Origin of the sequence: Nocardiopsis sp. MG754419 (assembly GCF_018207095.1) — a bacterium.
Taxonomy (GTDB): Bacteria; Actinomycetota; Actinomycetes; order Streptosporangiales; family Streptosporangiaceae; genus Nocardiopsis.
This window is the reverse complement of the sequence record NZ_QOCZ01000164.1, coordinates 1-11820: the sequence shown is the minus strand read 5'-3', so window position 1 is coordinate 11820 and position 11820 is coordinate 1. Positions and strand designations below refer to the sequence as shown.

Below are 11820 nucleotides of genomic sequence, written 5' to 3'. Positions count from 1 at the left end.
ACCCCCGACACCGGCCCCTCCTCCGTCGGCGCGGCGGACCTCGTCCCGGTCGACGCCACGCTGCACCGGCCTCGGACCAGGACCACCGACGGCGGCGTCCTGCACACCGCCATGGAGGGTCCGCTCGCCTTCCTCGGCCCCTGGACCCCGCACGGCGCGACGGGATGCGCCCGCTGCGCCGGACTCTGGCGGGTCGACGTCGAAGGCGGGGCGTCCGCCGAACGCCCCACCCCCGCGGGGCTCTTCGCCCTCTGGGAGGAGGTCTTCTCGGCGTTGGTCGACGCCACCGCACCGGCCGACCTGCGCCTGTCCCTCCTCGCCCTGGACTGCCGGACCGGGGACGTCACCCGACACCGGTTCGTCCCCCACCCGCACTGTGCGCACTGCCACCCCGAGGGTCGCGGGCTGGCGGTGGACGACACGGCGGACCCGCCGGACCTCGCCGGTCCGCTGCCCACGGTCGACGGCGCGCTCCGGAGCCGGGCGATGGACCGGGACGGTCTGCGCGAACGCCTGCTCGACTTCCGGTTCGGTCCGGCGGCCCACATCTACCGGGACGAGGAGTCCCCACTCGCCCTCATGACCTGCGAGACCGTGGCCCCCGGGCGCACGGTGCGCGAGGGCGGCTACGGTCGCTCCACCCGGTTCTCCGCCAGTGAGGTGCCCGCCTTCCTCGAAGGGGTGGAACGGGTGACCGGAGGCCGACGCCTCTCCGGAGCGTCCACCGTGTACGGCTCCTACGCCGAACTGGCCTGGGACGCCGTCGACCCGGCCTCCCTGGGTCTGCACGAGGAGGAGTGGTACGGGCACCCCGCCTTCGAACCGGTCCCCTACACCCCGGAGACCCCCACCACCTGGGTGTGGGGGTGGTCCACTCGCGACCGGCGCCGCACACTGGTGCCCGAACACGTGGCCTACTGGCACGCGGGCGCGCACACCGAGCGTTTCCTCTACGAGTCCTCCAACGGGTGCGCCGTCGGCGGCACGCTGGCCGAGGCGGTGCTGTACGGACTCTGCGAGGTGGTGGAGCGCGACGCGTTCCTGCTGGCCTGGTACTCGCGCACGCGGCTGCGCCGGATCGAGGGCGCCGACGACCCCGACCTCCACCACCTCACCGACCTGCTCACCGAGCGCGGGGCGACGCTGTCCCTGATGGACCTGACCTCCGACCTGGACGTGCCCACCGTGCTGGCGATGGTCACCGCGCCGGAGGAGGTGGTGCGGAGCGGTCGCGCGCCCGCGATGAGTCTGGCCACCGGCACCCACCCCGACCCCCGGCGAGCGCTCATGGCGGCGGTGGAGGAGACCGCCACCAACGCGCTCATGTACCCCAAGTGGGTACGGATGCGCCCCTCCGTGTCAGTGGAACGGTGCCGGCCGATGCTCGACGACTTCACCCTGATCCGCACGTTGGAGGACCACACCGGCACGCACGGACTGTGGGAGGCCCGCCCACTGTGGGAGTTCCTCGACCGACCGAGCGGCGACGTCGACATGGCGACGTTCACCGCCGGCCGGCCGTCCTCCTTCCACGGGGTGGACCTGGCCGAGGTCCTGCGGGAACGTCTGGCCGCCGTGCACGCCCTCGGGTTGGACGTGATCGTGGTGGACCAGAGCAGCGCGCCCTACACCGAGGCCACCGGTGTGCGGTCGGTGAAGGTGATCGTGCCCGGCGCGCTGCCCATGACCTTCGGCCACACCCACCGACGGACCCGGGGCCTGACCCGGCTCCGACACGCGTCCGAACTGTTGGAAGGAGGGGTTCCGTGGGAGACGCCCGGCCAGGTGTACCCGATCCCGCATCCTTTCCCGTGACCGGTGGCCCGACGGGGCGCGGGTTCGCCGAGGCGCTCGCGCACTTCCACGGCCAGTCCCACGACAAGGACGTGTCCCAGGTCGCGACCCTGTTCTTCGGCGCGGAGCCGTCGAACGGCCTGGCCCGGAGCGTTCCGGGACAGGTCCGACCGGCCCTGCCGGCCCTGTCGGCGCTGCGCGACCTCGACATGGCCGCGGCCCCGCTCGACGGACCGTGGTCGCCGGCGCAACGGCTGCTCTCCGCCTGTGTGGAGGCGGTGCGGGTCCGGCGGCTGTCGGCGGGGGACCGCTACCCCGTGCACCGGGCCTACCCGTCGCCGCGCGGACTCTTCGGGGCCGACCTGTTCCTGCTGCCGCGCACGGGCACGGCCTGGTGCGTGCGGGTGGACCCCCAGTCGCACGCGCTCCAGCCGATGAACGCTTCCCGGGTCCCCGACGACCCGGAGGAGCTCGCCGACGCGCGGCCGGTGGTGGCGGTGGACCACCGTCGTTACCCGCCCGAGTACGGCCGGTTGCGGCCCTCCCTCGCCCTGTTGGAGGGCGGTCACCTGCTGGCCGCACTGGGGGCGACCCTGACCCGGGCCGGACTGACCCCGCACACGCACGTGGACCCCGCCCACGAGGTCGGTCGGCGGGCCCGCGCGGTGCTGCCGCCGGAGATGGAGCCGATCGCCGCCCTCACCCTCGACGGCCCCGGACCCGCGGGAGGTGTGGTGCTGCCCGCGGCGGCGACCTCGCGCGCGGTCGCCTCCGCCGGCCGCCCCGGACGGACCCTGCGGCGCTGGTTGGACGACCGCACCAGCGGGCTCTCCACCGCCAACCTGGTGACCAGCGCCCACATCGCCCCCGACCGGGGCGCGGGGGTCACCTCGGCCCTGGTGACGGCGTTGCACGAGGTCGGTTCGGTGCTCCCCGCACCGGACGCGCTCCGGCTGTACCGGCACGTCCTGGCGGACGACCGGGTGGACGGACGCACGATGCGGGAACTCCTCCCGGACGGCACGGAGGGCCCGGATCGCCCCGTCCCCCGGAGCGGCGCGACCAACTTCTCCTCCACCCTCGGCTACACCCTGACCGTGGACTTCCCCGCCTGGGCACGCGTCCACGGGCCGCACGCCGAACCGATCCTGCACACCCTCCTCGGTTGGATCGGTCAGTGGGGCTGCCTGGGCGCCGCCTCCACCGATCTGTGCGCCCGGCCCATGCGCAACTTCGCGGAGGAGGAGTGGGCGTCGGTGCTCGGCCTCGACCCCGACCAGACCCCCGTCTACCAACTGTGGGTGCGCTCCGAACGCGGCACCTACATGGACATCCCCGTCGACGCCGGCGACGGCACGCCTTCGGAGGCCTCATGACCCGCACCTGGTCGGCCGTGTACGTGTACCTGCACCGCGACCGCGCCGACATCGACGCGTTCCTCCTCGACCACCTGGCCCCGGCGGCGGAGGAACTGGTCGCCGACGGCCACGCCGCGTCCTGGTACTACCTGCGTTACTGGGACGGCGGACCGCACCTGCGGGTCCGCTTCCTCCACGCCCGGCCCGAGGCGATGGCGGCGTTCGCCGCCCGCATGAGGGCGATGGCGGAGGAGACCTCGGCGACCGCCCTGGACATGGACCCCGGTGACTTCTACACCGGCCTGCCCGAGGCCGACCCGGACCGGTGGCACGCCGACGGGGACGTGGTGGACGCCGTCTACGCGCCCGAGACGACCCGGTACGGCGGGCCGCGTGCGCTGGAGGTGTGCGAGGACTTCTTCGTCGCGAGCACCCGCATCGCGCTGGCCGTCCTGCGTTCGACCTCGCAGCCGGGGCAGCGGCAGGTCGTGGCGACCGACCTCCTCACTCTGGCGTTCTCCGCCCTGGGCTTCGACGACGTCGAGGCGGTGCGCCAGGCCCGTGGCTACCACGCGACCTGGGACTACTCGTCCGAGGTCGCGCGCGGGGACGGGCGTGCCCGCGCCGAGGCCGAGCGGCTCTTCCACGCCTCGCCCGCACGGTGGTTGCAACGGCGTCCGCAGGTGGAGCGTCTCGTGTCGACCGCGGGCACCTCCACCCACCACCTGTGGGCACGGGCGTTCGGCGACACCGTCCGACGGCTGCGCGGGATCGACGCCGAAGAGGGGCTGGCCTCGGGGCTCGACCGGATCATGTGGTCGCTGTCGCACATGACCTGCAACCGGCTCGGGCTGGACATCGAGGACGAACGCCGGATCGCCTGGCTGCTGTCACTGTCCTATCCACGGTGGGAACCGCCGGGCGACTACTTCGACCCGGCGGTGACCGCGCCCGACCGGGTGTACCTGGAGGCCGGCAAGTACCTGCCGGACACGATGGCGGGCGCGCACACGCCGGGGCCGGTGGCGCCGGAGGCCCTGCGGCCCGAGGCGGAGGCGGCCCCGATGGTGGAGCTGCCCGACCCCCGTCCGCTGACCACGCCCCTCGGCGCGGCGTTGGCCGAACGCGCGAGCGGACACGGCGACTTCGGCGCGGGGATGACCCTGGCGGAGCTGTCGGACCTGCTCGGGCACGGCGCCGGGATCAGTCACGCGCGGGCGGGGCACCCCGGACGGCACCGGCCGCCGCGCACGCACCCCTCTCCGGGGGCGGCCTACGCCACGGAGGTGTGGGTGCTGGCCCGGCACGTATCCGATCTGGCACCGGGCACCTATCGCTACCGGGCGGAGGAACACCGTCTGCTGCGCGCGGACGGTCCCACGGACGTGGAGCGGTGGACCGAGCTGTCGCCGTTCCTGCGGGCGGCGGCCGATGGTCGTCCGGGTGTGGTGGCCGAGAGCATCGGCGCCCTGGTGGTGCTCGTCGGCGACCTGGGGCGGCTGCGCGCGGGTTACGGACAGCGCGCGCTGCGGTTGCTGTTCCAGGAGTGCGGTCATGTGGCGCAGAATCTGTCATTGTGCGCGACGGCCCTGGGGATGCGGTCGTTGGTGGTGTCGGGGTTCGCCGACGACGCGGCCAACGCCCTGCTGCACCTGGACGGCGTGGACCGCACGGTCCTGACCCTGCTGCCGGTGGGTTCCGGGGAGGCGCCGCGGGAGGTGTGAGCGGGCCGGGCGCGGAGACGGTCGGCGAGAAGGCGCGGGAGCGTTGGGAGGTGGACGGATCGGGCCGGGAGGGAGCACGAGGCGGGATGCGACGGGTCCGCACGGTCGCCCCGAAGGTTTGGGGGCGCACGCATCTCATGTCTTGGTTGTCCGGAAAACGCCCCTGGACCGCCGTTTCCGCCTTTTGACGTGCACTTGAGAACACAAGTGCCCAAGGACACTGGCACATGGAGCTACTGAGTAGTAACATTGACTTGTTACTAGTCGGTAGATCCGCGTGTACAGACACCGCGGCCAGGGACACAGCGGAGCTGTCCATGACGCATTACAAGAGCAACCTGCGCGACATCGAGTTCAACCTCTTCGAACTCTTCCGACGCCAGGACGTACTGGGGAAGGGCCCCTTCGAGGAGCTCGACGAGGAGACCGCGCGCACCATCCTGGACGAGATCAACCGTCTCGCCACCGGTGTCATCGCGGAGTCGTTCGAGGACGCGGACCGCAACCCGCCCGTCTTCGACCCCAAGACCAACACCGTCGCGATCCCCGAGAGCCTGAAGAAGTCCTACAAGGCCTACATGGACGCCGGCTGGTACAACATCGACCTGCCGCAGGAGCTCGGTGGCCTCGGCGCCCCGCGTTCACTGGTGTGGGCCGCCGCCGAGCTCGTGCTCGGCGCCAACCCCTCCATCCACATGTACTCCGCCGGTCCCGGGTTCGCGAGCATCCTGCACTCCGAGGGCAACGAGGCGCAGAAGAAGTTCGCCGAGCAGGCCATCGAGCGCGGCTGGGGCGCCACCATGGTCCTGACCGAGCCGGACGCCGGTTCGGACGTCGGCGCCGGTCGCACCAAGGCCATCGACCAGGGCGACGGCACCTGGCACATCGAGGGCGTGAAGCGCTTCATCACCTCGGCCGAGCAGGACATGACCGAGAACATCTTCCACCTGGTGCTGGCCCGCCCCGAGGGCGCCGGCCCCGGCACCAAGGGTCTCTCGCTCTACTTCGTGCCCAAGTACCTCATCAACGAGGACGGCTCGCCCGGCGAGCGCAACGGCGCCTACGTGACCAACGTCGAGCACAAGATGGGCCTCAAGGCCTCCACCACCTGTGAACTGACCTTCGGCGACAAGCACCCCGCCATCGGTTACCTCGTCGGGGACAAGCACGACGGCATCCGCCAGATGTTCCTCGTCATCGAGTACGCGCGCATGATGGTCGGTACGAAGGCCATCGCCACCCTGTCCACCGGGTACCTGAACGCCCTGGAGTACGCCAAGAACCGCGTGCAGGGCAACGACATCGCGGGGGAGAAGAACGCCCCCAAGGTCACCATCACGCACCACCCGGACGTGCGTCGCAGCCTCATGACGCAGAAGGCGTACGTGGAGGCCATGCGCTCGCTGGTCATCTACACCGCCACCCAGCAGGACGGCATCCAGATCGCCAAGTCCCGGGGCGAGGACACGTCCGAGGCGGAGGCCCTGAACGACCTCCTCCTGCCCATCGTCAAGGGTGTGGGCTCCGAGCGTTCCTACGCGCTGCTCGCCGAGTCCCTGCAGACCCTGGGCGGTTCCGGGTTCCTGCAGGAGTACCCGATCGAGCAGTACATCCGCGACGCCAAGATCGACACCCTCTACGAGGGCACCACCGCGATCCAGGCGCAGGACTTCTTCTTCCGCAAGATCGTGAAGAACGGTGGCCAGGCCATCGGGACGCTGTCCGCGGAGATCCGTGCCTTCGCCGAGAGCGAGGCCGGCAACGGTCGACTCAAGGAGGAGCGCGCGCTCCTGCTGGGCGCCCTCGGCCAGGTCGAGAAGCTGGTCGAGCTCATGGTCGGCCACGCGATGGGCTCCGCCGAGGACTCCCGCGAGCTGTACAAGGTCGGTCTGAACTCCGTCCGCCTGCTCTTCGCCTTCGGTGACGTCGTTCTCGGCTGGCTGCTGCTGCGCCAGGCCGAGATCGCCCTGAACAGCATCGACGGCGCCGACGAGGACGACACGAACTTCTACACCGGCAAGATCGCCGCCGCGCGCTTCTTCGCCGAGCAGTTCCTGCCCCGCGTCGAGTCCGAGCTGAAGATCGCCCGGAACGTGAACCTGGGCGTCATGGAGGTCCCCGAGGAGGCCTTCTAGGAGCCGACCCGGCGGCCCGCCGCCGGTCGGTGACGAGCAGCCGCAGGGCGGGGTGGTCCGGTGTGACCACCCCGCCCTTCGTGTGCCTGCGCCCCCGACGGGAGCGGCCGACGGTCGACTCCCTCGGGGAGGCCTTCCTTCGTCGGTACCCGGGTCTCGGCGGGGCGACTTTCGTCGAGGACGGATTGGCCCTCGCGAACGATGTTCCGAGGGGATCGGCTCCCTAGGGTCGTGTGTGACGGCAAGCGACGGCGTGGTCACACGCACAACCGAAGGGACGTGTCAGGCATGGTCGGCATCCGCGGGGGCCGGAACGGGCGAGGCCGAGGGCGAGTGGTGGCGGTCGCGGGGGCGGTGGGGGCCGCGTCACTGCTCGGCACGACGGCGGTGGCCTCCCCCGCGTCCGCCATCATCGGCGGGGTCGACGCCACCGAGGAGTACTCGTTCGCGACCGCCCTGTTCGACGACCAGGGTCTGCACTACTGCGGGGGTGCGCTGATCGACGAGCAGTGGGTGCTCACCGCCGCCCACTGCTCGGACTTCGACCTGTTGGCCACGGAGAGCATCTCCGTGCGGGTGGGCAGCGACCACCGGGACGAGGGCGGCAGCGTACGTGAGGTCACCGAGGTGGTCCAGCACCCGGACTACGAGGCGGAGGACGTCAGCGACGACCCCGACCACCCCCACTCCTTCCTCCTGGTGCGCCAGGACATCTCTCTGCTGAAGCTGGACTCCCCGGTCGAGCAGACGCCCGTGCGCATCGCCGAGGACCGGCCGGAACCGGGGACGGAGGTGCGCGCCCTCGGCTGGGGCGTGGTCGACGAGCTCGGCCAGGAGCCCAAGCCGGAGATCCTGCAGCAGCTCGATACCGAGATCGTGCCCGACGACCGCTGCGCGGAGCTCCACGGCGACCTGTGTTCGGAACACCCCACCGAGGAGGCGCAGGTCTGCTCGACCGACTCCGGCAGCCCCCTCATCCGCGGCGGCGAGGGCGACTGGGAGCTGGTCGGCCTGACCAGTCGCGACGGTGACTACGACGAGAACGTGGCCTGCGTGGGCCCGTGGGTCTTCACCGAGGCGGCCGAGTACGGGGACTGGGCCGCGGGCACGGTCGGGAGGTAGCCCGCCGCGCGGCGCGGGAGCACCCCGTCGCGCCGGACGCGCGGCGCGTGGGGGTGGGTGGCGGCTCCGGGAGACGGCCCGGGCCCCGCCCACCCCGGGCAGGGACCGTGGACGCGGTCGTGGCGTGGGGAGGGCGTCGGGGGCGTGCTTCAGGCGCGGGCCCGGATCCGGGCCCGGCGGACGAACACGATCAGCACGAGGGTGGCGACGCTCGAACAGGCCGCCATGGGCACGAACGCCACCTGGTAGGAGACGGGCCCGCCCGGCAGGGCCTGGAGGATGGCGCCGGCGGCGACGGTGCAGAGGAGGGCGGTGGTGAACCCGCTCATGTTGACCAGCCCGGACGCCACGCCGGTGCGACTCGCGGGGATTCCGTCCCGGGCGAAGTCGAAGGAGATCGTGGGCGCGAGGGTCTGCCCGGCGGCGCTCGCCGTCAGCACCGCCACCCCCAGGGGCGCCGGCAACCCACCCGGCCACGCCACCAACAGGAGCCATCCCAGGCTCAGCGTGAACGCCAGGCCCAGCGCCATGTACGGACGGACCCCCGGCCACCGGCCGACGACCATCCCGGCGAAGGGGGCCAGCCACAGCGCGGCGGCGGCCAGACCGGTGAGGGTGAGCGCCGCGGTCGCCTCGGACAGCCCCAGACCGCTCACGAGGTACGGATAGCCCCACAGCACCATCATCATCGTGAACGGCGCCATGACGGCCGCGTGGTGCGCCATGCCGATCCGGGGGCCGTCGGCGCGCAGCGCCTCCTTGAGGGCCTCCCAGACGGAGATGGGGTCGGCGACGGTGGACCGCCCGGCGGCGCCCGCCGGGCGGTCACGGACCACCAGGAGGACGAGGAGCGCCATGAGAACGGTGAGCGCGGTGGTGGTGAGGAACGCCGCCACCCAACCGACCCCGTCCAGTGCCCAGGCCAGTGGGGCGGCGCTGGCCACCTGCCCGGTCCCGCCGACCACACCGGTCAGCCCGCTGACCAGCGCGTAGCGCCCGCGGGGGAACCACAGCGCGGCCAGGCGGATGACGTTGAGGAAGACCAGCGCGTCGCCCAGGCCGATGAGGAAGCGACCGGCGACGGCCGCCTCGATCCCGGGGGCCAGGGCGAACATGCAGGAACCGGCGGCCATCGCGACCATGCCCATGACCAGCGTGTACCGCGGGCCGAGTCGGTCGGCGAGCAGCCCGGCGGGCACCTGCAGGAGCACGTACACCAGCAACTGCAGCATGGGCAGCAGGGAGAGCAGCGCGGGGCCGACGTCGAAGCGGCTCTGGGCCTCCAGGGCGGCGACGCCGAGTCCGTTGCGGTGCAGCATGGCGAGGAAGTAGCCGGCCACGGCCACGGCCCATACCAACCAGGCACGGGCGCCGCCCGACCCCGGGACGGAGGCCGCACGGTTCACTGATGTCCTGTCACCGGATGTCTCGGGCTGGATCTGGGTCACGTCGCCGCTTCTCTCCTCGTATCGGACCACTCCCAGTGTCCTCCACCCGGAGCAACACACCCGACGTCGGGGGAGGGACGACCGGCGACGGACGGGAACGCCCCCCAGGCGCGGCGGGTGCGGAGACGGCAAAGTGCCACCTGGGGCGGGCAAAGGATCTTCGCTCAGTGCAAAGCGACCCTGAGCCACACGAGCAGCACAGAACGTCGCGAAACCGGGTGAGACTCGCGACAGCGACACTGGGACCAGGGCCCACTTATCTCGATTTCACGACCTGAACACAGATACGAATAACCCCTTCTGAGCTGCGAGTTCTTTGAATAAACAGGTCGATACGCACTTGTTAGTTGTGACATGCGTCACACTTTTAAGCCTCGACTCCCGGGGGTCGGTTGCTGCTAGCATCCGGAGCGCGAAGAATAACTACGAGGTAACGACATGGTTGACACCTCGCCAACTTCGCTCGAGGACGCCATCCGGTGGCCCCTCGACGCCGCGGAGACGTGGCCGCAGGAAGAAACACACGGTCATCGCCCGCGGTTCCTCGACACACACTGGAGACGACCTTGAGTCACTGGCGCCTGAACAACCCCCGGGCCTCCCGGGCGAAGTCGGTCCTCGCCAGCCGGGTCAAGCACAAGCCCCGCCACGCGTTCTGCGCCCAGCGCGCGATCACGGCGCTCCTGAACGAGCTCGCCTCCGTGGCCACCCGCCCCCTGTACTGGTCGGGCACCTCGGAGATGGCCGTCGCCTCCGTCATGCGCGACGTGAACGTCTGGTGCCGCGACGGTCGTTTCTTCTGGAACGACCTCTTCCAGGGCGGCACCGTCTCGCATCCCGCCAGTGACCCGATCGGCGCCGCCGCGCTGCTCAACCCGTTCGCGCGGGTGCCCGAGCCGGCGCACTACTACACGCACCGCCAGCCGGTCGCCGCCTGACGCACCCGCGTTCCCCATGAAGACACGCCTGGACACCGACACCGTCGTGGTCGGACTGGGCGCGATGGGATCCCAGACCCTGTGGCGACTCGCGCGTGACGGGGTCGACGCGATCGGCGTCGAGCGGTTCGCCCCCGGACACGACCGGGGGTCCAGCCACGGCGAGTCCCGCATCATCCGGACCGCCTATCTCGAAGGCGCCGAGTACGTCCCCTTCGTCCGCGCCGCCTGGCGCGCCTGGGACGAACTCCAGGAGGCCGCACAGGCCCGCCTGGTCATCCGCTCCGGCGCCCTCATGCTCGGCCGTCCCGACTCCGCGGCGGTCGACGGCTCCACCCTGGCCGCGCGGGAACACGGCCTGGCCTGCACGCGCCTCGTCGCGCGGGAACTCGCCGAACGCCACCCCCGCCACCTCATGCGCCCCGACGAAGTGGGCGTGTTCGAGGAGGACGCCGGGGTCGTCCTGCCCGAACCGGCGATCCTCGCCGCCGTCCGTCTGGCCCGCGAGGCCGGGGCACGTGTGCTCACGCAGCGAGCGGTCACCCGCATCGAGCCCGACGCCGACCATCCGCGCGTGTGGGTGGGCGACACCGAGATCCGTGCCCGGCGGGTCGTCGTGACCGCCGGCGCCTGGATGCCGCGGCTCCTGCCCGGCCTCGCCGACCTCGGGGGCGGCATCCGGGTGGAGCGTCGGGTGCTCGGCTGGTTCCCGATCACCGCCCCTCCGACGCACACCGCCGGCCCGGAGCCGGTCTTCGCGCGCGACGAACCGGACGGCACCCTCTGGTACGGGTTCCCCAGCATGGACGGTGGGCGCACGCTCAAGATCGGTGTCCACGCCGAGTCGGCCGAGGTCCGTACCGCAGAACGCCCGCGCCCCGGCGCGCAGTGGGGCGAACCCGTCGACCCCGACCTCGGTCCCCGGCCCCCGGACGCGGACGACGCCGCCCGGCTGGGCGCGCTGGCCGCGGGGCTCCGCGGGGTGGGCCCGCTGCCCGAGCGCATGGTCGCCTGCATGTACACGATGACCCCCGACGAACACTTCCTCATCGGCCACCACGACGCTCTCCCCGGCCTGGTCCTCGCCGGCGGTTTCTCCGGCCACGGGTTCAAGTTCGCCTCCGCCGTCGGCGTGGCCCTGGCCGACCTGGCCCGCGACGGGCACACGGAACTACCGATCGGTATGTTCGATCCGCACCGCTGGGACACCGACGGCCCGCGCCGTCCCTGAACCCCGCCCTCGTGTCCCGGTCTCGAACGTCCGGAAGGCCCCATGCACACCCCCTCCCCCGGGGACGGTC

8 protein-coding genes are annotated in these 11820 nt (G+C 71.9%); 7 read left to right on the top strand and 1 reads right to left on the bottom strand.

The window, feature by feature from the left end:
* Window positions 1-60: 60 nt before the first annotated feature.
* The 5 genes from DSY14_RS23675 (at window position 61) to DSY14_RS23655 (ending at window position 8133) form a co-directional block, all read left to right on the top strand.
* A complete protein-coding gene (locus DSY14_RS23675; protein WP_249188354.1) occupies window positions 61-1815 on the top strand; it encodes a YcaO-like family protein in 1755 nt (584 codons plus the stop codon).
* A complete protein-coding gene (locus DSY14_RS23670) occupies window positions 1812-3170 on the top strand; it encodes a hypothetical protein (RefSeq protein ID WP_307851313.1) in 1359 nt (452 codons plus the stop codon). Before DSY14_RS23675 ends, DSY14_RS23670 begins: the two co-directional genes overlap by 4 nt.
* Window positions 3167-4876, top strand: coding sequence for a thiopeptide-type bacteriocin biosynthesis protein (locus DSY14_RS23665; protein WP_211718825.1), 1710 nt, complete (start codon window positions 3167-3169; stop codon window positions 4874-4876). Before DSY14_RS23670 ends, DSY14_RS23665 begins: the two co-directional genes overlap by 4 nt.
* 317 nt (window positions 4877-5193) lie before the next feature.
* Window positions 5194-7011 (top strand): acyl-CoA dehydrogenase, encoded by a 1818-nt coding sequence (locus tag DSY14_RS23660; protein ID WP_211718824.1) that lies wholly within the window; start codon window positions 5194-5196, stop codon window positions 7009-7011.
* A 333-nt stretch (window positions 7012-7344) separates the two neighbouring features.
* Window positions 7345-8133, top strand: a complete 789-nt coding sequence (locus DSY14_RS23655; protein ID WP_307851314.1) for a serine protease — start codon at window positions 7345-7347, stop codon at window positions 8131-8133.
* Window positions 8134-8282: 149 nt separating this feature from the next.
* Here the strand turns inward: DSY14_RS23655 and DSY14_RS23650 are convergent, their stop codons facing one another.
* Window positions 8283-9539 carry an MFS transporter gene (locus DSY14_RS23650; protein ID WP_307851312.1) on the bottom strand — a complete coding sequence of 419 codons (1257 nt, stop codon included), beginning with the start codon at window positions 9537-9539 and terminating at the stop codon, window positions 8283-8285.
* A gap of 608 nt (window positions 9540-10147) precedes the next feature.
* Between DSY14_RS23650 and DSY14_RS23645 the strand changes: the two genes are divergently transcribed.
* The gene (locus DSY14_RS23645) at window positions 10148-10519 is read left to right on the top strand and encodes a hypothetical protein (protein ID WP_211718822.1); all 372 of its coding nucleotides are present in this window, start codon (window positions 10148-10150) and stop codon (window positions 10517-10519) included.
* 16 nt (window positions 10520-10535) lie between these two features.
* Complete coding sequence (gene solA, locus DSY14_RS23640) at window positions 10536-11750, top strand: N-methyl-L-tryptophan oxidase (protein ID WP_211718821.1); 1215 nt, start codon at window positions 10536-10538, stop codon at window positions 11748-11750.
* Window positions 11751-11820 lie beyond the last annotated feature (70 nt).

Bases quoted from the DNA above. Each gene is read 5' to 3' on its own strand.
- DSY14_RS23665 (WP_211718825.1), top strand. From the start codon at position 3,167: ATGACCCGCACCTGGTCGGCCGTGTACGTGTACCTGCACCGCGACCGC.
- DSY14_RS23660 (WP_211718824.1), top strand. From the start codon at position 5,194: ATGACGCATTACAAGAGCAACCTGCGCGACATCGAGTTCAACCTCTTC.
- solA (WP_211718821.1), top strand. From the start codon at position 10,536: ATGAAGACACGCCTGGACACCGACACCGTCGTGGTCGGACTGGGCGCG.